The following is a 22,526-nucleotide window of genomic DNA, read 5'->3' as shown; positions in this document are numbered from 1 at the left end:
TGCGCGGGCGGGCGTCAGCCCTTCACGGCGCCGTCGGTCAGACCGCCCCGCCAGAAGCGCTGGAGCACGATCATCGCCGCGATGAGCGGGATGATCGAGACGAGCACGCCGCCGGTGGTGAGCTGGTAGAACTCGGGCAGCCGGTCGACCTGGCTCCGCCAGTTGTTGAGGCCGAGCGTGATCGGGTACAGCTTGTCGTCGGCCAGCATGATCAGCGGCAGGAAGTAGTTGTTCCAGATGCCGACGAGCTGGAAGAGGAACACCGTCACGAGCGCGGGCGTCATCGAGCGCAGCGCGAGCGTGTGGAAGATCCGCAGCTCGCTCGCCCCGTCGATCCGGCCCGACTCGATCACCGCGTCCTCCACCGACGCCTGCGCGTAGATCCGGCAGAGGAACAGGCCGAACGGCGAGACGAGCGACGGGATGAGCACCGACCAGTACGTGTTCGCGAGCCCCATGCTGCTGAACAGCAGGAACAGCGGCAGCGCGGTGGCGGTGCCCGGCACGAGCACGCCGCCGAGGATGGTGCCGAACACGATGTTCGATCCCTTGAACTTGTACTTCGCGAGCGCGTACCCGCCGGCGGCCGCGAAGTACGTCGCGATGAGCGCGCCCACCCCGGCGTAGAGCACCGAGTTCAGGAACCAGCGCACGAAGATGCCGTCGTCGTACGTGAACACCATCGTGAGGTTCTGCCAGAGGTTCATGTTCGCGAACAGGAACCCGTTGGTGCTGAACAGGTCGGCCGTCGTCTTCGTGGCCGCGACCACGACGTAGTAGACGGGGACGAGGAAGTACAGCGCGACGACGGCGAGGATCGCCGTGACGATGATCCGGGTCGCCGGCTTCGTGCCGGCACCCGGCGTGCTCCCGGCCTTGGACGGCCGGCTCACCTTCGCCTCGGCGGCCTGCGCGAGGCGCTTCTGCTCCGCCTTCTCCCCGGCGTCGCCGCCGGTGGTCGGTCGGATCTCCGTGGCGGTCATGCGCGCGCCTCCTTCTTCTTCGCGGCGGCGGCTTCCCGCTCCTCCTTGGGCGTGCGGTTCGTGAGCCCCAGGAACGCGAACGACAGGACGAACGCGGCGAGGGCGATGATCACCGACTGCGCGGCGGCCACGCCGTAGTCGTTGTACGAGAAGGCGGTCGTGTACGCGGACAGGTTCGGCGTGTACTGCGAGTCGATCGCCGGCGCCGAGGTGGCGAGCACCTGCGGCTCCGCGAACAGCTGGAGCGTGCCGATGATCGAGAACACGCTCGCGAGGATGAGCGCCGGCCGGATGAGCGGCAGCTGGATCGACATGGCGGTGCGCCAGGCGCCCGCGCCGTCGATGCGCGCGGCCTCGTACACGTCGCCGGGGATCGACTTCAGCTGGGCGATGATGATGAGCATGTTGTAGCCCGTGTAGGTCCAGGTCACGATGTTCGCGATGGACCACAGCACGGTCCCGGCGCCGAGGAAGTCGAGCTGGATCCCGAGCATCTGCCCGATGTCGATGATGGGCGAGAGCCCCGGGATGTAGAGGAAGCCCCAGAGGATCGTCGCGATGACGCCCGGCACGCCGTACGGCATGAAGTACGCCGCCCGGAAGAACTGGGGCCACTTCGCCGACGCCGACTCGAGCAGGAGCGCGAGGATCGTGCAGAGGATGATCATCACCGGCACCTGCACGATGCCGAACAGCAGCACCCGGCCGATGGACGCCGTGAAGGCGTCGTTCGCGAGCGCGAGCGCGTAGTTCTCCAGCCCCGCGAACACGGTGGTGACGCCCTGCTCGCCGAACAGGCCCTCCCGCCGCACGGTCGTGAACGACTGGAACACCGCGTAGACGATGGGGAGGACGAACGTCAGCAGGAACACCGCGAGGAACGGCGCGAGCAGGATCCACGGCGCGATGGTCTGCGACCTCTTCAGCTGCCCCTTCGAGACGCCCGAGCGCGGGGCGCGGACGGGACGGGTGGCGGCGCGCTCGCCGCTTTCCGGTCGCGTGTCGACGCTCATGCGGAGGCCGCCTCGACGCGCAGGCCCTTGTTCTGGAAGGCCTCGATCACGGCCTCCTGCGCGAGGGGGAGGGACTCGACGAGGGTCTGGCCGCTCGTGAGCTTGCGGCGGAACTCGTCCTGCAGGGTGTTCAGCGTGAACTGCGTGAGCGGGCACCAGGTCCACTCGAGGTTCTGCTCCTTCGCCGCGGGCGCGAACACCTCCTCGTTGTAGCTCTGGCCGCTGAACCACTCGCTGGGCTCCTGCCGGGCGGCGCCGATGTAGTCGGGGGAGGGCGACCAGCCGATGCCGGAGTTCTGGATCATCGCGTCGATGCCCTCGGGCGAGGTCGTCATCCAGGTCATGAACTTCAGCGCCTCGACCGGGTGCTTGCTGTTCGCGAGCACGGCCGCGGTGGATCCGCCGAGGTAGCTGGACCCGTAGGCCCCGTCGAAGGACCACGTCTGCATGGGCGCGACCTTCCACTTGCCCTCGCCGCCGGAGACCGACTGGATGAGGGCGTCGCCCCAGCTGGCGCTCGTGACGCCGAAGACCTTGCCGTCCGCGGCGGCCGCGGTCCAGGGCGGGGAGAAGGCCGTGTACGAGGTGTTGACCACGTCGTCGTCGATGGCCCTGTCGAAGAACGCGGCGACCTCCATCGTGCGCTCGTCGAGCATGTCGATGACCCAGCGCTCGCCGTCGACCTTGAACCAGTTCGCCCCGGCCTGCGTGGCGTAGGAGGTGAACACGGAGGCGTCGGAGACGGGGAAGCAGTCGAGGTAGTTGCCGGCGCCGGTCGTGCGCACCTCGGCGCTGAGCGCGGCCCAGTCGTCCCACGTCGCGGGCGGCTGGCCGCCCACCTGGTCGAGGAGCTCGCGCTGGTAGTAGAAGGCCATGGGGCCGGAGTCCTGCGGGATCCCGAAGACGCCGTCCTGGAAGCTGACCTGCTTCCACAGCGCATCGTCGTAGCGGTCGCGGTACTCCTCGACGCCGTAGCGGGTGAGGTCCACGAGCCCGTTCGCGAGGAGGAACTCGGGGAGCTGCCGGAGCTCGACCTGCCCGATGTCGGGCCCGCCGCCCGCGGTGATGGCCGAGTACATCTTGTTGTAGCCGCCGGCGTTGCCGCCGGGGATCCAGACGGCCTCGACCTGGATGTCCGGGTTCTGCGCGTTCCAGACGTCCGCGACCTTCTGCAGGTCCTTCAGCCACGCCCAGTACGTGAGCGTGACCTTCTCGCCCGGCGCGGCCGCGGGGATCGGCGGGTCGGAGTTGACCAGCCTCCCGCCCGGTGCCGAGCAGGACGCGAGGGCCAGCGTCCCCGCCGCGGCGGCCCCCACCCCCAGAGCCTGTCTCCTGCTGATCGAATGCATCGTCGCATCCCCTCCGTCGTCGTCGATGGAATCGGCGCGTGGCGCCGTCCGATCACTCTAGGCGGATCGCGAAAGTTATTCCTAACCCCTGGTCGGGATTCCTGGGAGCCGGGCGGACGGCGCCCGGGAGCACCCGTCCGGGGGCGCGGGAGGAGGGTGCGCGCGGCGGGCGGCGGGATCGGCGGCGCGGATCAGCGCCGCGCGCCGCGGTTCCGCACGGCCCACTCGAGCGCGTGCATCGCCTGGTCCCTCGTGAGCCGCGTCTCGAGGCCGCAGGTCGGGCAGGCCACGCGGTACGTCGAGCGCAGCGGGATCAGCGGCACGAAGAACACCGTGAACCGGAGGGTGCGGTGGAGCACGCGCTGCGGCGCGGTGACCCCGCAGCGGAGGCACGCGAACGTCACGATCACGATGAGGGCGTCGCGGGCGCGCGTGCCGAACAGGAGGATCACCTCCTGAGGCTACGCGGGCCGGGCGGAGCATAGGCGGTGGGGCGGCCCCCGGACGAGGACGCGACGCTGAGCGGATCAGCCGGTACGTTCGAGGGACACGCACACGGCAGATCGGCCCCGCATGACCACGCACCACGACGGCGCGCACGTCTCGCCTGCGGCGGCCTGCCCGGGAGGCGCCGCGTGATCGTCTTCCTGGTCGTCGGCGCCGTGGGACTCCTGCTGCTCCTCTCGAGCATCGTGCTCGGCGACCTGCTCGACGCCATCGGCGGCGGCGACGGCCTCGTCTCGGGCGTCGCGCTCGGGGCGGCCCTCGCGATCTACGGCGTCGGCGGCGTGCTCGCCGACCAGGCCGGCATCGGATCCGGCGGCGCCATCGCGATCGCCGTGGCCCTCGCGCTCGTCGCCCTCGTGGTGGTGCAGCTCACCGTCCGCTTCGTCGCGAAGCAGGAGAGCGGCGGCTCGTACTCGCCCGTCGGCATGGTCGGCGTCGTCACCTCGCCCACGTCCTCCGCGGGCGGCGAGGTGCGGCTCGAGCACATCCGCGAGCTGGAGCGACGGCTCGCCACGAGCGACGAGCGCCTCGCCGTCGGCACCCGCATCCGCGTCGTCGCCGAGGACGGGTTCCGCGTGCACGTCGAGCCCGACGCGCCCGCCGACGCGCACCCCCGCACCTAGCAGCACCCGTCCCAACGAGAGGAACCATCCCGTGGACCTGATATCCGGCGGCACGACAGCCATCGCCGTCATCGTCGTCATCGTCATCCTGGTGGCGCTGGTCGCGTTCATCGCCTCCCGCGTCCGCCGCGTCCCGCCGAACCAGGCGCTCGTCATCGTCGGCCGCAACGCCGAGCGCAGCGAGGGCGGGGCCGGGTTCTCCAGCCCGCAGAAGGTGATCATCGGCGGCCGGACCTTCATCTGGCCGATCTTCCAGGAGGGCTTCACGCTCTCCCTGGAGCAGTACCAGACGAGCGTCACGGCCGAGGCGCGCGACGCCAACTTCATCAACACCGCCGTCGTCGCCACCGTCAACTTCAAGGTGACGGGCACGGAGGACGGCGTGCGCCGCGCCGTGCAGCGCTACCTCCTCCAGCAGGACGCCCTGCCGGAGATCGTGCGGCAGTCGCTCGAGGGCGCGATCCGCGGCCTCATCGGCGACCGGCCCGTGGACGAGCTCGTGAAGAGCTTCTCCGTCGTGGCGCAGGAGGCCGTGAACCAGACGAAGAACGACCTCGCGGAGCTCGGCCTCCAGATCGAGACGCTCAACGTCCGCGAGATCACGACGCCGGGCAGCACCTACCTCGACGACCGGGCCCGCTCGAACGCCGCGCGCGCCCGCCAGATCGCCGAGGTCGCGGAGGCCGAGAACAAGAGGATCTCCGCGCTCGCCGCGATCGAGAACGACCAGCAGACCGCCGAGCGCCAGCTCGAGCTCGACCTGCGCCGCGCGGCCATCAAGGCCGACACCGACCGGGCCAACGCGACCGCGTACGCGGCCGGCGAGCTGGCGAAGGCCGAGCAGGACCGCCTGGTCGCCGACCAGGAGCGCACCGCCGTCGCCGCGCAGGCCGAGGTCTCCAAGGAGCGCCTGCGCATCGACGTCGAGCTCCCCGCCGAGGCCCGCAAGTACGCGACCGTGCAGGACGCGCAGGCGGCCCGCGACGCCGAGAAGGCGAAGGTCGACGTGGAGGTCTACCAGCGCACGCAGAACGCCGAGGCGGCGAAGACCGCGGCCGTGAACGAGGCCGCGTCCATCACCGCGCTCGGGAAGGCGAACGCCGACGCGATCCAGGCCCGCGGCCAGGCCGAGGCCGAGGCGGCCGCCGCGCTCGCCGAGGCGCAGAACAAGCTGTCGCGCGAGGCGCTGCAGGCGCGCATCATCGCGTCGATGCCGGAGATCGCCCGCGAGATGGCGGCGCCGCTCGCCAACGTCGACAACATGACGATCATCTCGGCGGACGGCGCGAACGCGCTCAACCGCTCGGTGGCCGAGAACATGGCGACGCTGCCGAAGCTCCTCAAGGACACGACGGGCATCGACGTCGCCACGGCGCTGAGCTCGTTCCTCGGCTCGACGGCCGCGGGCGCGACGGCCGGCGCCGGCGCGACCGCCACGGACGTGGGCCCCGCGACGGCCGCGTCCGAGGGCGCCGGGATCTGATCCCGATGACCGGGCTCCTCGGGGCGCACGCCGCCCCGGGGAGCCCGGCGTGAGACGCACGAGCCCGTTCGGGGCGTTGTGGGGTGCGAACGCGCTCTCCAACCTCGCGGACGGGCTCGTCTTCGTCGCCATGCCGCTCGTCGCGGCGGGCCTCACCGACGACCCGCGCGGCGTCGCCGGGCTCGCGACCACGTACGCGCTCGTGCGGCTCCTCGTGGCGCTGCCCGTGGGCGTGCACGTCGACCGGCTCGACCGGCGCACGCTGATCGTCGTCGCGAACCTCCTCCGGGGCGTCGCCGTGCTGGGGCTCGCGGCGTCGATCCAGGCGGGCGTCGCCTCGCTCGTCGTGCTCTACGCGGTGATGGCCGTGGTCGGCGTGCTGGAGAGCGCGGCGGACGGGGCCGCGGTCGCCGTGCTGCCGTCGATCGTGCCGCGCGACCGCCTCGACCGGGCCAACGCGCGCATCGCGGGGACGCAGCTCGTGGCGGACGAGTTCGTCGGGCCGCCGCTCGGCGGGATCCTGTTCGCGCTCGCCGCCGCCGTGCCCGTGTACGCCACCGGCGGGCTGTGGGTCGCGGCCGGGGCGGTGGCGCTCGCGCTGCCGCGGCGCACCCGCGAGGCGATCGCGTCCGCCGAGCCCGGGGATCCACGCCCCTCCGTGCTCCGTGAGGCGGCCGAGGGCGTGCGCTGGCTGGCCGGGCACCGCGTGGTCGGATCCCTCGCCCTCCTCGGCGGCCTGGCGAGCGTCGGCTACATGCTCCCCTTCTCGGTGCTCGTGCTCTTCGCCCGCGACCGGCTGGGCCTCGACGCGGCGGGCTACGGCGTGCTCCTCGCGGCGTCCGCGCTCGGCGGCCTCGCCGGATCCGCGATCGCCGCGCCGCTGCGCTCCCGCCTCGGCTCCCGCTGGACCATCACGGCGGCCCTGGCGCTCGGCTGCGCGAGCCTCGCCGGGCTCGCGGTCACGCGGGATCCGGTCGTCGCCGGCGTCCTGCTCGCGCTCTACATCCTGCACGCGGTCGTCTGGGGCGTCTGCGCGACCTCGCTCCGGCAGCGCCTGGTGCCGGATCCGCTGCTCGGCCGGGTGGGCGCCGCCGGCCGCGTCCTCAGCCTGCTCGGCCTCGCGGTCGGATCCGCGCTGGGCGGGGCGCTCGCGACGACGGGCATCGCGGTGCCGACGATCGCGGGGGCCGTGGCGTTCGCGGGTTGCGCGGTGCTCGCGGTCGTCGCGCTGCCCGGGGCCGACGCCGACGCCGGCACCCGGCTCGTTCCCGGACCGACCTAGCCCGCGTTCGGCAGCCGCACCTCCACGAGCCCCGCGGTGACGCGCGTCTCGAAGCGGGGCTGCGGCGCGGTCGCCGGTCCGTGGATCACCTCGCCGGTCCTCAGGCTGAAGACGCTGTCGTGCCACGGGCACGTGACGCACGCCTCGCCGGTCTTCGAGTCGGTGCCGAGCTCGCCCTCGTGGAGGGGTGCGGAGAGGTGGCTGCAGGTGTCGCTCAGCGCATCCACCGTCATGCCGTGGCGGCGCACGAGCACCGGCAGGCCCGCGACGTCGCGCTTGGCGAGGCGGCCGTCGGGCAGGTCGTCGAGCTGCCCGAGCTCCTGCCAGCCCGCGGGGAAGCGGTGCGGCACGTCCTCGGCGTGATTGGCGCCCGCCGCCTGGCGGTAGGCGAGGTGGCCGCCGAGGAAGCCGCCGGCGGACACGAGCCCGAGGCCCGCGAGGCCGAGGACCTTGCCGCTGGTCTGCTTGCCGCGGGCGCGCTGGATCCAGGAGAGGCCGTACAGCCCCGTCGCGAGCGCGTTCGCCGCGGAGTGCACGATGCCGACGCGCATCTGCTGCTCGTGCAGCTGCGACCAGTCCGCGTAGCCGGACACGATGGAGGGCGCGGCGCTGAGGATCCCGACGCCCACGAGCGCCTGGCTGGCCTTCGCGTTGCCCGGCAGCGCGTCGAGGACCGCGGAGGACACCCACGCGCCGGTGGGGATCAGCACGGCGACCGGGTGCAGCGGATGCCCGAACGGGACGCCGTGCAGCAGGTCGGCGAGGGCGCGCGGCTTCAGCAGCGCCGTGACGACGCCCTTCACGCGATCCACGATCGGGTCGAGCGCCTCGGCGTCCTCGATCTTCGCGATGGCCGCGACGAGCTTCAGCTCCCGCATGGGGTCTCCGTCCGTTGGGGCGCCGCCGTCGGCGCTCTGCTCCCAGGCAACGCCTGCGGGCGAGCAGTGGCAAGGCCGGGCGGGCGGATCCGATGCCGCGACGGACATGGTCGGCGCCCCAAGGCGTCCCTCTCCGCGTCCGCGCCCGCTCGTGCACAGGCGGCACGCCGGAGGGCGGCGCGTCGATACGGTTCGACCGCCCTGCGGCGATGGTCGCCGCGGATCACAAGGAGACCCATGTCCTCTCGCCTCGGAACCGCCCCCCGATCCACGACCCGACGCCTGCTCGCGACGGCCGCCCTGGCGGTGGTCCTCGGTCTCGGCGTGTCGATGTCCGCTCCGGCAGGCTCCGCCTCCGCGGCCCCCGCCGCGTCCACCTCGTCCTCCGCGGCGCAGGCGGACCCGATCGCGGCGAGCCAGGCGGATCCCGTCGAGCGCACTTTCTTCGTCAGCCCGCGAGCGGTCGACAACATCAAGTCCGGGACGCTCCAGCCCCGCGCGCTCGCGGGCCTGGTGTGCACCCAATTCCACTCGGGTCTGGCCTGCGTCAAGTCGCTCACCCTGGTGCTCCAGGGCGGGCCGGGGACGACCGACCCGCGCACGTGCCAGCGCGGTCAGGGCTTCACCATCTCGTACTACTCGACGCACCGGTCGCACTGCGGCCGGTGACGGAGGCGCATCCGGCCGGTGCCGGACCACGACGACCGCCGGGCCCGCGTCGTGGGTGCGATGGTCCGCGGGATCCGGCGCTCACGCTGCTGACGGGATGACGGAGGGAACGGGCCGGAGGATCTCCTCCGGCCCGTTCCGCGTGCCACGACACGGGCTGGGCCCTCGTCAGGCGTCCGTCCCCGCACCGGTGCGCACCGGCACGGCGGCGCCCGTCCACAGGAGGTCCGGCGCGGCGCGGCGCATCGCTACGGTTCGATCGCTCCCCGGCGACGGTCGCCGCGGACCACAAGGAGTCCACATGCCCTCTCGCCCCGGAACCACCCCGCGACGCACCTCTCGCCGCCTCCTGGCGACGGCCGTCCTCGCGGCGGTCGTCGGTCTCGGCGTCTCCATCTCCACCCCGGCCGGCTCGGCATCCGCCGCCCCCGCCGCGCCGACCTCGTCCTCCACCGCGGACGCCGGCTCGATCACGGCGAGCCAGGCGGGACTCGTCAACCGCTCCTTCTTCGTCACGCCGTACGACCTCGCGCGACTCGCGTACGGCCAGACCGACCCCGACAAGCTCGCGGTCCAGATCTGCACGGCGAACCACACAGGGAGGGCCTGCGTGACGGTCGCCTCCTACGTCCTCCGGCGTGGACAGGGCATGGTGGATTGGCGCACCTGCAACATCACCGGCGGATACACCATCGTGTTCCCCGACGCCTTCCAGTCGCGCTGCGGCCGCTGACGGTCGCGCGGCACGCACCCGGCCGGGACCCCTCCGGCTCCTCCTGAGCGTCGGCGCTCTCCGCACGGTCCGACGGGCCGGAGGTCTCCTCCTCCGGCCCGTCCCGTCGTCCCCGGGTCATGCGCCCGTCCCCGCTCGGCATGCACGCCGGGATCCGCCCGGATGCGCAGCGGGTCGTCCGGAGGCCCGCGGACCGGGGCCGGAGGCCGGGGGTCGAGTGCACAGGCGCGGTCCGGGCGCACGGCCCGGCCCCGACGACCCACTAGCGTCTCGATCCGCCGCGATCCCCTAATCTCGCGCGCAGAAGGAGCACCCATGTCATCTCCGATCAGCAGCGCCGCCCGGCGCCTGCCCACGGGGCGGCTGTACATCGCTCCGAAGTACTTCGATCGCAACTACGCCAGCGGTCCGTACGGCATCGCCGCGGACGTGTGCCGCTCATACCACCTCGGCCACGAGTGCATCAAGAGCATCGAGAAGCTGTTCCTCACGACCAACGCGGTCGACGACGACGAGTGCCAGTCCTACGGCATGGATGCGGTGATCCCCTACATCCAGCTTTCGCGCTGCCGCAAGTCCTGACGCATCCGACGTGTCGGACGGGCCGGGGGATGTCCTCCGGCCCGTCCTGCGTCCATGAGCGCCTGACGGCCGCCTACCGATCACCATCGCGCCGGTCGTCCGCTTCCCGTCAGGCGTCCGGATCCTGCGCCGCATGCCGGGACGCGACCGGTCGGCCGCGCCGGGCCGCCCGGTAGCCCGGCGCCCGCAGCCGGCGCGTCCACGAGTAGGTCGTGTCCCCGGGCGGGGCGGCGAGCACGGGATCGGCGCGCGTCGCGGTGTCGAGCGGACCGGTCTCGTCATGGCCCAGCTCGATGCGCGCCGCCACGTGCCACCGGCCGCGGGGCGTCGCGTGCACGAGCCGCATCCCGACCGACCGGGTCGCGAGCGCCCGCCCGAGGTCCGCGGCGCCGGCGGGCAACGGCGGATCCGCGTCCACCAGCACGCCGACGAGCACCGGCCCCGCGGATCCGCGGTACGGCATGAGCGTGGTGAGCCGCGCCCCGGAGAGCGCGCGCCGCGGCGCGAGGAGGAACCGGCCGATCGGCGAGAGGCCCGTGGACGCGAGCAGCAGGTCGACCGTGGTGCCGCCGCCGTCGGGTATCCGCAGCGCGAGGCCGAGCACGTCGGGCAGCGCCGCGGGGAGGCCGCCGCCGCGGGAGAAGCGGGCGTCGACGTCGAGCTGGGCGTCGAGCCCGTCGAGCCACGCGAGACCGGATGCGGCACGCCCCGCGACGGGCGTCAGCGTCCCCCCGAGGGCGACGCCGTGCGGATGCAGCGGCCTGGGCCGACGCACGAGGCGGACGGCGGAGACGAGCCCCGCGAGGACGTTCCCGCCGACGCGGGCCGGGGTGCCGGTCATCTCCCGACCCTATTCCGGTGCGCGTCCGGCGTCCGGACGCGGCGACGCCCGGGCCGACCAGTCGGCCGGCCCGGGCGTCGGGCGGTGATGCGATGCGCCGGAGCGCGTGCCGCTACGGCGTCGGCATGCCGCCGTTCACGTTGAGCGTCTCGCCGATCACGTAGCTCGACTCGTTGGAGGCGAGGAACACGTAGGCGGGCGCGAGCTCGGCCGGCTGGCCGGCGCGGCCGAGCGGGGTCTGCTCGCCGAACTCGGGCAGCGCGTCCTCGGGCTGGCCGCCCGCGGTCTGCAGCGGCGTCCAGATGGGGCCGGGCGCGACGACGTTCACGCGGATGCCCTTGGGCGCCAGCTGGCCGGCGAGTCCCTTCGAGAACGCGTTGATCGAGGCCTTGGTCGTCGCGTAGTGCACGAGGTTCGGCGACGGCGCGTAGGCCTGGATCGACGAGGTGTTGATGATCGACGAGCCGGGCTTGAGGTGGGGGAGCGCGGCCTTGGTGATCCAGAACATCGCGTAGACGTTGGTCTTGAAGGTCAGGTCGAACTCCTCGTCCGAGATGTCCTCGAGCGCGTCGACGTTCTGCTGCTTGCCGGCGTTGTTGACGACGATGTCGAGGCCGCCGAGGCCCTCGACCGCCTTCGCGACGAGCTCGCGGCTGAACTCCGCCGTGGCGATGTCGCCGGGGATGGCGACGGCCTTGCGGCCGGCCTCCTCGATGAGGGCGACGACCTTCTTCGCGTCCTCCTCCTCCTCGGGGAGGTAGGAGAGCGCGACATCGGCGCCCTCGCGGGCGTAGGCGATCGCGACGGCCGCGCCGATGCCGGAGTCGGCCCCGGTGACGAGGGCCTTGCGTCCCTCGAGGCGGTTCGATCCGCGGTACGTCTTCTCGCCGCGATCCGCGCTCGCGTCCAGGTCGGCGTCGAGGCCGGGCCCGTCCTGCTGCTGCGCCTTCGGCTCGATGTCGGCGTACATCTTGGTCGGGTCCTGGAACGTGTACTGGTCGGTGCTCATGGCTCTCCTGGTTCTGGGTGCTGCGTGCTGCGGGGAAGGGTGGGTGCCGGGCGTCAGCTCGGCGGAGTGTCGTCCAGGTCGATGTCCTGGCCGGCGAGGTCGTTCGGGGCGAGCGCGGGCTCGGCCTCGCCGTCGACGCCCAGGGCGTCGGCCTCGGGCTCGGCGTCGGCGGCCGCGACGGCGTCGTCCTCGTCGATCTGCTCGACGGGCTCGTCGGCGTCGGGGAGGACGGTCTCGCCCGCGACGGCGTCGTTGACGACGGTGTCGTGCGCCATCGCCTCGGTGTCGAGGGCCGTGTCGTCGCCGGTGGCGTCGTCAGCGGGCGTGGTGGAGGTGGCGTCCGTCACGGTCACTCACCGGCCTCGGGCTTGGGGTGGCCGGGGATCGAGTCGCCGCTGAGGTTGAGCTCGTCGGGGTCGACCTCGATCTCGCCGACGTCGTCGGGTCCGCCCGAGCCGGGGAGCACCTGCACGTCGTCCGCGGCGGCGGGGACGTCGTCGGAGACGCCCTCGCTCTCGACGATCTGCTCGCTCTGCTTCACCTGCGTGTCGTCCTCGCTGGGTGAGATGAAGTCCTTGTCCTGCCGGGTGTCTGAGGTGTCCGCGGGCTGGAGGCGCGGGTCGTCGGTGTCCATGCGCTCGACGCTACGCTCGGCCCCGAGGGCTGTGTGGTGGCGCTCAGGCAACGCTCATGTGACGTCCCCGGGGGCGGGGGACGGGGCCGCCTGGGGCGGATCACTGGTCGTCCGGGCCCTCGCCGAACGGGTCGGGAGCGTCCTCGCGGGCGTCCTCCTCGGCGGCCTCCGCGTGCTCGGCGATCGAGTCGGCGTCGATGGGCGCGGGCTCGGCGAGCGGGTGGCGCGGGGCGTCCGCTGCCTGATCCGCCATGTCAGCGGCCCTCGGGGTCGACGTGGCCGGCGGCGTCGTCGGCCGGGGCGCTCATGTGCGAGTCGGCCGCGGTGACGGAGCGGGCATCCGGGACCTCCGGGTACTCGGCGCTCGCGGGCTCCGCGTCCTCCACCTCGAGGGTGTCCTCCTCCGCGTGCCCGTAGCCCGTGCCCTCCGGCTCGCGGACCGCGTCGCCGACGCCGGCGGGAGCGCCGTCGGCCGCGACCACGTCGTCGACCGTCACCAGCCCGTCGGGATCGCCGGGGCCGCGCCCGGTGCGGATGCCGTCGGTCGGGTCGTCTGCGTCGCTCATGCCCCCACCCTACGAGCGCTGACGGGCGCCGACGAGCCCGACCGCGCCCCCGAATCGGGGTCACGCGAGCGCCCCGCGGAGGGTCCCCGCGGGTCGGCGTCGGCCGGGTTGCGTTCGCGCCCGACCACCCCGATAGTAGGTGAGCCTTACCTAACTCGCACGCCAGCTCGTGACCCGGACACGGCTCCACCTCGACCGCGAAGGACCCATGTCTCCTCTTCCGCACGCCTCCCTCCCCACCGCCTCGACCCTCGTCGACGACCGTCCGGCCGCCATCGCGCCGGATCCGGACCCCGCCGCCGAGCTGTTCTCCGACCGGACGCTCCCCGGCTGGGACGCCGCCCTCCGGTCGGCCGCCGCCCACGTGCGCACCGCCGCCCGGCGCGCCGACGGGCCGTTCACGGGGATCACGCCCGACCGCCTCCGCCGCTCCTTCGCCGGGCTCGACCTCGACCGCCCGCTCGGCGGGCTCGACGACGCCCTCGACGAGCTCGACGACCTCTACCTCCGCGACGCCGTCTGGTTCCACGACCCGTCGTACGTCGCGCACCTCAACTGCCCGATCCTCATCCCGGCCATCGCGGGGGAGCTCATCCTCTCGAGCGTCAACACGTCGATGGACACGTGGGACCAGAGCGCGGGCGCGACCCTCATCGAGCGGTCGCTCATCGACTGGACGGCAGGTCGCATCGGCCTCGGCGCCGACGCGGACGGCGTCTTCACGAGCGGCGGCAGCCAGTCGAACCTGCAGGCGCTGCTCCTCGCGCGCGACGAGGCGGCGGCCCTGCACGGGCTGTCGATGGACGACCGGCAGCGGATGCGGATCCTCGTGAGCGAGGTGGGCCACTTCAGCGTCGAGAAGAGCGCCCGGATCCTCGGGCTCGCGCCCGACGCGGTCATCCGCGTGCCCGCCGACGACGCCATGCGGATGCGCGTGGACGCCCTCGAGCGCGAGCTCGCGCGCTGCTCCGCGGCGGGCCTCCTGCCGATCGCGGTCGTCGCGACCGCGGGCACGACCGACTTCGGCAGCGTGGACCCGCTGCCCGCGATCGGCGACGTCTGCCGCCGCGAGGGCATCCGGCTGCACGTCGACGCCGCGTACGGCGGCGGGCTCCTCACCTCGCTCGCGCACCGGCACCTGCTCGACGGGATCGAGCACGCCGACTCCGTGACGGTCGACTACCACAAGACGTTCTTCCAGCCCGTGAGCTCGAGCGCGCTGATCGTGCGCGACGGCCGCTCGCTCCGGCACGCGACGCTGCACGCCGACTACCTGAACCCGGCGGATCGCGCGCACGAGGAGATCCCGAACCAGGTCGACAAGTCGCTGCAGACCACGCGGCGCTTCGACGCGCTGAAGCTGTGGCTCACGCTCCGCACGGTGGGCGCCGACGGGGTGGGGCGGATGCTCGACGACGTCATCGCGCTCGCCGACCGCACCTGGCTCGCGATGCGGCGGGATCCGGCGCTCGAGGTGGTGGTGCGGCCCGAGATCAGCGCGCTCGTGTTCCGGTACGTGCCAGCCGCTGAGCGGGACGGGTCCGCGGGGACCTGCGCGAGGATCCGCTCGGACGCCGTGAACCGCGGCATCCGGCAGGCGATCCAGGACTCCGGCCGGGCGATGGTCGCCGCGACCCGCGTCGACGGACGTGCGCACCTGAAGCTCACGCTGCTGAACCCCGCGACGACGGACGCGCACATCCGCGAGATCCTCGGGATGGTCGTGGCGGCGGGCGACGCGTTGGACGCCGGGCTGGACGACGCGGCGCAGGCGACCGTGACCGCGACCGCGCACGAGTCCGCGCACGCGCCCGCGCCCGCGCCCGTGACCTCGGCGGAGGCGACCCGATGAGCGCCGCCCCCGACCGCGTCCACGACGTCGTCGCCGTGGGCCTCGGCCCGGCGAACCTCGGGCTCGCGTGCCTCGCGGATCCGCTCGACCTCGACCTCGTCGTGCTGGAGAGGAAGCCCCGCTTCGACTGGCACCCCGGCATGATGCTGCCGACCGCGCACCTGCAGACGCCGTTCCTCGCCGACCTCGTGACGCTCGCGGATCCGACCTCGCGCTTCTCGTTCCTCGCCTACCTCAAGGACACCGGGCGGCTGTACTCCTTCTACATCCGCGAGGACTTCTTCGTCCTGCGCAGCGAGTACGTCGCCTACTGCCGGTGGGCGGCGGAGCGGGCACGGGGGATCGAGCTCGACCGCGACGTGCGGGCGGTCTCCTTCGACGAGGCCGCGGGCGCGTACGTCGTCGAGTCGGTCGACGCCGCGGGCGTCGCGCACGTGCACCGCGGACGGAACCTCGTCGTCGGCGTGGGAACTCCGCCCTGGCTGCCCGAGGCCGTGCGCGACCTCCCGGGCGTCGTGCACAGCTCCGGCTACCTCGGCGCCAAGGACGCGCTGCAGGAGCGGGACGCGATCACGGTCGTCGGCAGCGGGCAGAGCGCGGCGGAGATCTACCGCGACCTCCTCGAGGACGTGGACTCCCGCGGCTACCGGCTCGACTGGATCACGCGCTCGCCGCGGTTTTTCCCGCTCGAGTACACGCGGCTCACGCTCGAGATGACGAGCCCCGAGTACAGCGACCACTTCTTCGGCCTGCCCGCGGGCGCCCGCGAGGTGCTCCTGCGCGAGCAGCGGAACCTCTACAAGGGGATCGACTCCGACCTCATCGACGACGTCTTCCAGACGCTCTACCGGAAGCGGCTCGCGTTCGACGCGCTGCGGGCCGAGGGGCGGCTCGGGGCCGGCGGTGACGCGGGATCCGGCGTGCCGACGCGGCTTCTCACCAACGCGGAGGTCGTCTCGGCGCGCGCGACGCCCGACGGCGGTGCGGTCCTCGGGCTCCGGCACGCGGAGACGGGCGCGGAGCGCGACTGGCCCACGGGCGCGGTGATCATGGCGAGCGGGTACGACGCGTCGGCCCCCGGGATCCTCGACGGGCTCGGCGACCGCGTGCACCGCGACGCGCGCGGCCGGCTCGACGTGGCGCGCGAGCACACGGTCGACGACGCCGGCACGCTCTTCGTGCAGAACGCGGAAGTGCACACGCACGGCTTCGTCGCGCCCGACCTCGGGATGACCGCGCACCGCAACTCGCGGATCCTCCGCGCGATCACGGGGCGCGAGGACTACGCCGTGGAGGAGCGGATCGCGTTCCAGGAGTTCGGGCTGCCGGAGGACGCGCCCGTCGCCGGATCGGGGGTGCTCGCGTGAGCGCGCCCGCGCCCGCCGCGGCCGACCCGGACCTCGTGTTCCAGCCCCGCCTCCCGCTCGCGATGCGCCCGCTCGATCCCGACGGCGACGCGGCCCTCGTGCACGCCTGGGTCACGGCGCCGCGCGCTCGCTTCTGGCAGATGGAGCACGCGACGCTCGAGGAGGTGCGGGCCGAGTACGCGTCGATCGACGCGGATCCGGCGCGCGAGGCCTGGATCGGCCTGCACGACGGCGTCCCCGCGTTCCTCGTCGAGGCCTACGACCCGGCCGACGACCCCGTCGGCGCGCACCTCGACCCCCTGCCCGGCGACCGCGGCATGCACCTGCTCGTGGCCCCGCCGGCCGGCGACCCGCTGCCCGGCTTCACGACCGCCGTCATGCGGCACGTGGTCGCGCACCTGCTGCGCGATCCCGCGGTACGGCGCCTCGTCGTCGAGCCGGACGTGCGCAACACCCGGATCCAGCGCCTCAACGAGCTCGTCGGGTTCCGGCCGCTCCGGGTCGTCGACCTCGGCTCGAAGCACGCGCTCCTCAGTGTCGCCACGCGCGACGACGCCCTCCTGCACGCCTCCCCGACGGATGGACACGACATGACCCTCACCCACGACCACCCCCTCGACACCCACACCGAGGCCCGGCCGGCTGCCGCGTCGAGGACCGCCGAGCCGGATCCCCGCGTCCACCGCGCCGACCACCTCCGCCCGGATGCCTGGGCCGCCGCCACGCGCCACCTCGTGCGCAAGGCGCTCGCTGAGTTCGCGCACGAGCTGCTCGTCGAACCCGAGCGCGTGGATCCGGAGCGGGCACCCGGCGCGCCCCGCACCCCGCACGACCCGAGGCGGTGGGCCGAGTACCGGGTCGCGAGCGCCGACGGCCGGAGCGCGTACGCGTACCGGGCCCGGGTCCTCGAGCTCGACCACTGGGACGTCGACGAGGCGAGCATCCGCCGCACGGTCGACGGGGAGCCCGCGGCGCTCGACGCCGTGGACCTCGTGCTCGACCTCCGCGACCGCCTCGGGATCACCGACGAGGTCCTGCCCGTCTACCTCGACGAGATCCAGAGCACGCTCTCGGCCGCCGCGTTCTCCCGCCTCCGCGACGTTCCCGACGCGCGCGGCCTCCTCACGGCGTCGTACGCGGAGGTCGAGTCGACGATGGACGAGGGCCACCCCTGCTTCGTCGCGACCAACGGCCGCATCGGCTTCGACCTCGACGACCACGACCGGTACGCGCCCGAGGCGGGGCAGGACGTGCGGATCCTCTGGCTCGCCGTGCACGAGCGCCTCGCGCACTTCGCCGCCGTCGAGGGCCTCGACCGGGAGGCGTTCCTCGACGCGGAGCTCGGCCCGGTCGTCCGCGAGCGGTTCCGCGCCCGGATGGCCGACCTCGGCGTCGACCCGGCCGCGCGCGTGCTCGTTCCCGTGCACCCGTGGCAGTGGGAGAACGTCGTCACCGTCACCTTCGCGGGGCTGGTCGCGACGCGCGACATCGTGCTCCTCGGCACGGGCGACGACGAGTACGGCGCGCAGCAGTCGATCCGCACCTGGGCCAACCGCACCACCCCGGAGCGCTGCTACGTGAAGACGTCGCTGTCGATCCTCAACATGGGCTTCACGCGCGGGCTGTCCCCGGCGTACATGGCCGTGACCCCCGCGATCAACGACTGGGTGCACGCGCTCGTGACGGGCGACGGGGAGTTCGCGCGGCGGGGCTTCGGGATCCTCCGCGAGGTCGCGTCGGTCGGCGTGCGGGACGCCCGGGTCGACTCCGCGCTGCCGCCCGGCCACTCCCACGGGAAGATGCTGTCGGCGCTCTGGCGGGAGTCGCCCGTGCCGGGCCTCGCCGAGGGGGAGCGGCTGATGAGCATGACGAGCCTCCTGCACGTCGACGCCCACGGCGACACCGTGCTGGGCGCGCTCATCGACGCGTCGGGGATCGGCGCTCCCGCGTGGATCCGTCGCTGGCTCGACGCCTACCTCGTGCCGCTCGCGCACGCGCTCCTCGCGCACGACCTCGCCTTCATGCCGCACGGCGAGAACGTGATCCTCGTGCTGCGCGACCACGTCGTCGTGCGCGTGCTGATGAAGGACATCGCCGAGGAGGTCGCCCTCTTCGACATGGAGCGCGAGCTGCCGGAGGACGTGCGCCGGATCCGCCTCGACATCCCCGAGGAGGAGCGCACCCTCACGGTCTTCACCGACGTGATGGACGGCTTCCTCCGCTTCGCCGCCGCGCTCGTCGAGGACCGCGACGACCTCGGCCCCGACGGGCTGTGGCGCGTGGCGGCGGAGGCCCTCGCCGACCACGAGCGCGCGCACCCGGAGCTCGCGGACCGCGTCGCCCGGTTCGACCTGTTCACGCCGTCCTTCGACCGCTCCTGCCTCAACCGGCTGCAGCTGCGCGACAACCGGCGGATGGTCGACCTGCAGGCGCCGGTCATGCAGATCCACGGCTCGCTGCGGAACCCGCTCGCGATCCATCGGGGGCTGCGGCCGCGCATCGGCTGACGCGACGGGCCGGCCGCGCGCGCGCGGACGCACGAGGAGCCGCCGCCCGCGGATGCGGACGACGGCTCCTCGTCGTGTCGGCGCCGATGCGGCGCCCGGGCGGATCAGCTCGCGGCGTGCGCGCCCTGCTCCACCGTCAGCGTGCGGCCCTCCTGGCCCTGCGGCTCGTCGGACGTGACCGCGATCTTGCGCGGCTTCGCGCGCTCGCTCACGGGGATGGTGACGCTCAGCACGCCGTTCGCGTAGTGCGCCGAGATGCGCTCCGTGTCGATGCCCTGGCCGAGCGTCAGCTGGCGGAGGAACGTGCCGGCCACGCGCTCGCGCGTCAGCCACCGCACGTTCTGGTCGCCGGCGAGCGTGCGCTCGGCGCGGATGGTCAGCAGCTGGCCGTCCACGTCGATGTCGACGGAACCCGGGTCGATGCCCGGGAGGTCGGCGGCCAGCACGTAGGTGTCGCCCTCGCGGTGCAGGTCGATGGGCATCGGCCGGTTCGCCTGGCGGGTCTCGGCCAGCGCGCCCATCGCGCGGTCCAGCTCGCGGAACGGATCGAAGGCCATGTTCATGCTCGACTCCTCTGATCGATGATCTGTGGGTTGAGCCCTCTCGGCTCAACTGCGATCAGATTAGCACTCGGCCTAGGGGAGTGCCAAGGCGTTCGCTGACGGCGAATGTGGCTCTCACCACCTCTTCGTCAGCGTCGGCGGAGGTCGCGCTCCATGCGGCCGATGAGGGTCCAGACCGCGCGCGAGAGGTCGGGGTGCTCCAGCGCGATGCCGCGCAGGAGCCGGTACTCGAAGCGCGCCACGACGCTGGGCTCGGTCGACGGATGCCGCACGCGGGCGAGCTCCTCGGCCATCCCCTCGGCCTCGAGCGCGTCCTGGCGGAGGGTCGCGACGACGTGCTCGTCCACCGTCGGCAGCTGCGGGATGACCTCCCACGGGTCGTCGCCGTTCCGGCAGCAGTGCTCGATCACGGCGTCCAGCTCGTCGCGGGCCTCCTGGCGCAGCACCTCGAGGCTGGCGGGGAAGCGGGCGTGCACGGGCGGATCCTCTCGGGCGGCTGCGGACGACGCGCCTCGCGGCCGCCGGTCCCTTCACGCTACGTCATGCTCCGGAGCGCTCCCGACGGGATGGCCGGACGCCGTCGGTAGCCTGGGGGACCGCGACCCAGGAGGATCCATGACCGACCACGCCCGCCCCGTCGCCCTCGTCACGGGAGCCACCCGCGGCATCGGCCGCGCCGTCGCCGAGGACCTCGGCCGCACGCACCGCGTGATCGTGCACGGCCGCGACCGTGACGCCGTCGACGCGCTCGCCGCCTCCCTGCCGGACGCCGTCGGCTGGGCCGCCGACCTCGCCGCGGGTGGCCTCGCCGACCTCGTGCCCGGCCTCGACTGCCTCGACGTGCTCGTGCACTCCGCCGGCGTGATCGGCGGGGACGCCGTCGCGGAGACGCCGGTGGACGAGTGGCGCCGCGTCTTCGAGGTCAACGTCTTCGCCGTCGCCGAGGTGACGCGCGCGCTCCTGCCCGCGCTCCGTGCGGCGAAGGGGCAGGTCGTGCTCGTCAACTCCGGATCCGGCTTCACGGCGAACCCCACGGGCGGCGTCTACGCGGGATCCAAGTTCGCCCTCCGCGCGCTCGGCGACGCCCTCCGCGAGGAGGAGCGCCCGCACGGCGTGCGCGTCTCGAGCGTGCACCCCGGCCGCGTCGCCACCGACATGCAGCGCGAGCTCCGCGCGAAGGAGGGCGGCGAGTACGACGAGACGCGGTACCTCGAGCCCGCGTCGGTCGCGCGCGCCGTGCGCCTCGTCGTCGACCAGACCCGCGACGGCACGATCGAGTCGGTGTCGCTGCGGCCGTTCGGGGGCTGATCCGGGCGGCGCTCCTGCCTCGATCATCCGTCGCGCGCCGAGATCGTATTTGCGACAGACGATCTCCGCTGGATATGATCTCCCCATGACCTCCTTCGCCGCGACCCGCGCCCACGACCGCGCCGACCCCCACGTGGACGCTTCCGGCATCGACTGGGGCTCCGGCGGCATCGAGACGCAGTTCGGCTGGTCCATCCAGGCCGTCTACCAGGGGTTCGTGCGCACGGCGCAGACCGCCGTGGCCGACGTCCCGGGCGGGCCCCGCGGGTACCAGGTGCTCGTCGCGATCACCACGGAGGAGGCCTCGTCGCAGCTGGCGCTCGCGCAGCGGCTCGGCATCGACAAGACGCAGATGACGTACGTGATCGACGCGCTCGCCGCGGGCGGGCACGTCGAGCGGCAGCCGCATCCGCGGGACCGCCGGATCCGGCAGGTCGTCGCGACGGATGCCGGACGCGCCCTGCTGGCGACCGCCCGGGTCGCGCTCGGCGAGGTCGAGGACGGCCTGATGCGCGACCTCGCGCCCGACGAGCGCGTCGCCCTCCGGCGCCTCCTCGCCCGCGTCGCCCTCAGCGTCGGCGAGCCCGCCGGCCCCGCCGCCGAGCACGCGGACGCGGAGCGCCTCGAGCAGCCCGTCGCCGCCCCCCATCGTTCGCGCCGACCGGCGCGCCGCACCCCTCGAGACGGAGAACCCTCGTGACCACCTCTTCCCCCGCATCCGCATCCGGCCCCGTCGTCGTGGCGGGCGCCACCGGCGACATCGGCCGCCGCATCGTCCGCGAGCTCCTCGTGGCGGGCGCCCGCGTCCGCGTCCTCACCCGCCCCGGCAGCACCGCGGCCGCCGAGGCGTGGGGCGACGATCCCCGCGTCGAGGTCGTCGAGGCCGCCTACACCGACCGGGCCGCGCTGATCCGCGCGGTGGCCGGCGCGCGCGTCGTCGTCTCCGCCGTCAGCGGCGCCCGCGCCGTGATCGTCGGAGCGCAGCGCGCGCTCCTCGCGGCGACCGTCGCCGCCGGCGTCCCGCGCTTCATCCCCTCGGACTACTCCGCCGACTACCGCCGGGTCACCCCCGGGAGCAACCGCAACTTCGAGCTCCGGCGCGAGTTCGCGGCCGACCTCGACGCGGCGCCGGTGCGCGCGACCTCGGTGTTCATCGGCGCCTTCGCCGACATGCTCACCGGGCAGGCGCCCATCGTGCTGTTCGACCGGCGCCGCGTCCTCTACTGGTCGTCCGCGGACCAGGTGCTCGACTTCACGACCAAGGACGACACGGCGCGCGTGGTCGCGCTCGTGGCGCTCGACGACGACGCGCCCCGCGCGGTCGAGGTCGCGGGCGACCGGGTCACGGCGCGCGAGCTCGCGCGGATCATGACGGAGGTCACCGGCACGCCCTTCGCGCTGCAGTGGGCGGGATCCACGGGCGCCCTCTCCGCGACGAGCAAGGTCATGCGCCGGGTGGGCCGCGACGAGCAGGAGGCCTTCCCCGCCTGGCAGGGGATGCAGTACCTCGTGAGCATGTACAGCGGCGAGGCGGAGCTCCTGCGCGTCGACCGCGAGCGCTTCGGCGACCACACGTGGACGGGCGTGCGCGACGTGCTCGCCGCGCACGTCGCGAGCCGCGCGACCGCGACGGCCGCCTAGCCGCGACCCGCGGGTGCCCGACGCGGCGGCGGACGCGGCGACGCGCCCGGCCGCCCCGTCACGAGGCCACGGCTCGCTGGGTGCCGCATCCAGCGGGCGGTGGAAGGGTGGGGCCGCGCCACGAGCGCCGCGGGTC

25 protein-coding genes are annotated in these 22,526 nt (G+C 73.6%); 12 read left to right on the top strand and 13 right to left on the bottom strand.

The features are described 5' to 3' along the window. Window positions 1-14 precede the first annotated feature (14 nt). The 4 genes from FGG90_RS06785 to FGG90_RS06770 all read right to left on the bottom strand — a co-directional run bounded on the left by FGG90_RS06785 (window position 15) and on the right by FGG90_RS06770 (window position 3,797). Window positions 15-983 (bottom strand): carbohydrate ABC transporter permease, encoded by a 969-nt coding sequence (locus FGG90_RS06785; RefSeq protein ID WP_094128882.1) that lies wholly within the window; start codon window positions 981-983, stop codon window positions 15-17. After that, a complete protein-coding gene (locus FGG90_RS06780; protein WP_094128885.1) occupies window positions 980-1,996 on the bottom strand; it encodes a carbohydrate ABC transporter permease in 1,017 nt (338 codons plus the stop codon). Before FGG90_RS06780 ends, FGG90_RS06785 begins: the two co-directional genes overlap by 4 nt. Then, a complete protein-coding gene (locus FGG90_RS06775; protein WP_094128888.1) occupies window positions 1,993-3,345 on the bottom strand; it encodes an ABC transporter substrate-binding protein in 1,353 nt (450 codons plus the stop codon). Before FGG90_RS06775 ends, FGG90_RS06780 begins: the two co-directional genes overlap by 4 nt. 191 nt (window positions 3,346-3,536) lie before the next feature. Further along, entirely contained in the window at window positions 3,537-3,797 is a 261-nt protein-coding gene (locus FGG90_RS06770; RefSeq protein WP_094128891.1) for a zinc ribbon domain-containing protein, read from the bottom strand. 183 nt (window positions 3,798-3,980) lie between these two features. On the opposite strand from FGG90_RS06770, the gene FGG90_RS06765 reads away from it, so the two are divergent. From FGG90_RS06765 to FGG90_RS06755, 3 genes are read left to right on the top strand one after another with little or no spacing between them, the layout of a single operon-like run. Beyond that, complete coding sequence (locus tag FGG90_RS06765) at window positions 3,981-4,475, top strand: NfeD family protein (RefSeq protein ID WP_094128894.1); 495 nt, start codon at window positions 3,981-3,983, stop codon at window positions 4,473-4,475. Window positions 4,476-4,506: 31 nt separating this feature from the next. Then, entirely contained in the window at window positions 4,507-5,958 is a 1,452-nt protein-coding gene (locus FGG90_RS06760; RefSeq protein WP_094128897.1) for an SPFH domain-containing protein, read from the top strand. A gap of 49 nt (window positions 5,959-6,007) precedes the next feature. Beyond that, on the top strand, window positions 6,008-7,240 hold the full coding sequence (locus tag FGG90_RS06755; protein WP_094128900.1) for an MFS transporter: 1,233 nt from the start codon (window positions 6,008-6,010) through the stop codon (window positions 7,238-7,240). On the opposite strand, the gene FGG90_RS06750 is transcribed toward FGG90_RS06755, so the two are convergent. After that, the gene (locus FGG90_RS06750; protein ID WP_094128903.1) at window positions 7,237-8,118 is read right to left on the bottom strand and encodes a Rieske (2Fe-2S) protein; all 882 of its coding nucleotides are present in this window, start codon (window positions 8,116-8,118) and stop codon (window positions 7,237-7,239) included. The genes FGG90_RS06755 and FGG90_RS06750 overlap by 4 nt on opposite strands. A 237-nt stretch (window positions 8,119-8,355) precedes the next feature. Here FGG90_RS06750 and FGG90_RS06745 point away from each other — a divergent pair, with 237 nt between their 5' ends. From FGG90_RS06745 to FGG90_RS06735, 3 genes are all read left to right on the top strand, one after another. Beyond that, complete coding sequence (locus FGG90_RS06745; RefSeq protein WP_094128906.1) at window positions 8,356-8,787, top strand: hypothetical protein; 432 nt, start codon at window positions 8,356-8,358, stop codon at window positions 8,785-8,787. 301 nt (window positions 8,788-9,088) lie between these two features. Then, window positions 9,089-9,520 (top strand): hypothetical protein, encoded by a 432-nt coding sequence (locus FGG90_RS06740; protein WP_094128909.1) that lies wholly within the window; start codon window positions 9,089-9,091, stop codon window positions 9,518-9,520. Window positions 9,521-9,835: 315 nt separating this feature from the next. Then, window positions 9,836-10,102 carry a hypothetical protein gene (locus FGG90_RS06735; protein ID WP_094128912.1) on the top strand — a complete coding sequence of 89 codons (267 nt, stop codon included), beginning with the start codon at window positions 9,836-9,838 and terminating at the stop codon, window positions 10,100-10,102. A gap of 109 nt (window positions 10,103-10,211) precedes the next feature. Here FGG90_RS06735 and FGG90_RS06730 read toward each other — a convergent pair whose 3' ends face one another. The 6 genes from FGG90_RS06730 to FGG90_RS06705 all read right to left on the bottom strand — a co-directional run bounded on the left by FGG90_RS06730 (window position 10,212) and on the right by FGG90_RS06705 (window position 13,152). Then, window positions 10,212-10,943 (bottom strand): hypothetical protein, encoded by a 732-nt coding sequence (locus FGG90_RS06730; protein WP_094128915.1) that lies wholly within the window; start codon window positions 10,941-10,943, stop codon window positions 10,212-10,214. 112 nt (window positions 10,944-11,055) lie between these two features. Then, window positions 11,056-11,952: a glucose 1-dehydrogenase gene (locus FGG90_RS06725; RefSeq protein WP_094128918.1), complete on the bottom strand. Its 897-nt coding sequence runs from the start codon at window positions 11,950-11,952 to the stop codon at window positions 11,056-11,058. Window positions 11,953-12,005: 53 nt separating this feature from the next. Then, the gene (locus FGG90_RS06720) at window positions 12,006-12,299 is read right to left on the bottom strand and encodes a hypothetical protein (protein WP_237583543.1); all 294 of its coding nucleotides are present in this window, start codon (window positions 12,297-12,299) and stop codon (window positions 12,006-12,008) included. 2 nt (window positions 12,300-12,301) lie between these two features. Continuing rightward, complete coding sequence (locus FGG90_RS06715; protein WP_094128924.1) at window positions 12,302-12,586, bottom strand: hypothetical protein; 285 nt, start codon at window positions 12,584-12,586, stop codon at window positions 12,302-12,304. 100 nt (window positions 12,587-12,686) lie between these two features. Then, window positions 12,687-12,839, bottom strand: coding sequence for a hypothetical protein (locus tag FGG90_RS06710; protein ID WP_165771392.1), 153 nt, complete (start codon window positions 12,837-12,839; stop codon window positions 12,687-12,689). A 1-nt stretch (window position 12,840) separates the two neighbouring features. After that, window positions 12,841-13,152 (bottom strand): hypothetical protein, encoded by a 312-nt coding sequence (locus FGG90_RS06705; protein WP_094128927.1) that lies wholly within the window; start codon window positions 13,150-13,152, stop codon window positions 12,841-12,843. Between the two features lie 208 nt (window positions 13,153-13,360). On the opposite strand from FGG90_RS06705, the gene FGG90_RS06700 reads away from it, so the two are divergent. The 3 genes from FGG90_RS06700 to FGG90_RS06690 are packed head-to-tail and all read left to right on the top strand — an operon-like array spanning window position 13,361 to window position 18,878. Continuing rightward, window positions 13,361-15,004: a pyridoxal phosphate-dependent decarboxylase family protein gene (locus FGG90_RS06700; protein WP_094128930.1), complete on the top strand. Its 1,644-nt coding sequence runs from the start codon at window positions 13,361-13,363 to the stop codon at window positions 15,002-15,004. Further along, the gene (locus FGG90_RS06695; RefSeq protein ID WP_094128932.1) at window positions 15,001-16,371 is read left to right on the top strand and encodes a lysine N(6)-hydroxylase/L-ornithine N(5)-oxygenase family protein; all 1,371 of its coding nucleotides are present in this window, start codon (window positions 15,001-15,003) and stop codon (window positions 16,369-16,371) included. The genes FGG90_RS06700 and FGG90_RS06695 overlap by 4 nt, the downstream gene beginning before the upstream one ends. Beyond that, on the top strand, window positions 16,368-18,878 hold the full coding sequence (locus FGG90_RS06690; protein ID WP_272930236.1) for a GNAT family N-acetyltransferase: 2,511 nt from the start codon (window positions 16,368-16,370) through the stop codon (window positions 18,876-18,878). The genes FGG90_RS06695 and FGG90_RS06690 overlap by 4 nt, the downstream gene beginning before the upstream one ends. Window positions 18,879-18,982: 104 nt before the next feature. Here FGG90_RS06690 and FGG90_RS06685 read toward each other — a convergent pair whose 3' ends face one another. Both FGG90_RS06685 and FGG90_RS06680 read right to left on the bottom strand, forming a co-directional pair. Continuing rightward, complete coding sequence (locus FGG90_RS06685; protein ID WP_094128934.1) at window positions 18,983-19,441, bottom strand: Hsp20/alpha crystallin family protein; 459 nt, start codon at window positions 19,439-19,441, stop codon at window positions 18,983-18,985. Window positions 19,442-19,569: 128 nt separating this feature from the next. Then, window positions 19,570-19,917 carry a hypothetical protein gene (locus tag FGG90_RS06680; protein ID WP_094128936.1) on the bottom strand — a complete coding sequence of 116 codons (348 nt, stop codon included), beginning with the start codon at window positions 19,915-19,917 and terminating at the stop codon, window positions 19,570-19,572. 139 nt (window positions 19,918-20,056) lie between these two features. Here FGG90_RS06680 and FGG90_RS06675 point away from each other — a divergent pair, with 139 nt between their 5' ends. From FGG90_RS06675 to FGG90_RS06665, 3 genes are all read left to right on the top strand, one after another. After that, window positions 20,057-20,749: an SDR family oxidoreductase gene (locus FGG90_RS06675; protein ID WP_094128938.1), complete on the top strand. Its 693-nt coding sequence runs from the start codon at window positions 20,057-20,059 to the stop codon at window positions 20,747-20,749. Between the two features lie 85 nt (window positions 20,750-20,834). Continuing rightward, complete coding sequence (locus FGG90_RS06670; protein WP_094128940.1) at window positions 20,835-21,449, top strand: MarR family winged helix-turn-helix transcriptional regulator; 615 nt, start codon at window positions 20,835-20,837, stop codon at window positions 21,447-21,449. After that, a complete protein-coding gene (locus tag FGG90_RS06665) occupies window positions 21,446-22,390 on the top strand; it encodes an NmrA family NAD(P)-binding protein (protein ID WP_094128942.1) in 945 nt (314 codons plus the stop codon). Before FGG90_RS06670 ends, FGG90_RS06665 begins: the two co-directional genes overlap by 4 nt. Window positions 22,391-22,526 lie beyond the last annotated feature (136 nt).

Origin of the sequence: Clavibacter michiganensis subsp. tessellarius (genome assembly GCF_021922985.1) — a bacterium.
Lineage (GTDB): Bacteria > Actinomycetota > Actinomycetes > Actinomycetales > Microbacteriaceae > Clavibacter > Clavibacter tessellarius.
The sequence above is the reverse complement of the archived record's forward strand: the minus strand, read 5'-3'. Positions and strand labels throughout refer to the sequence as shown.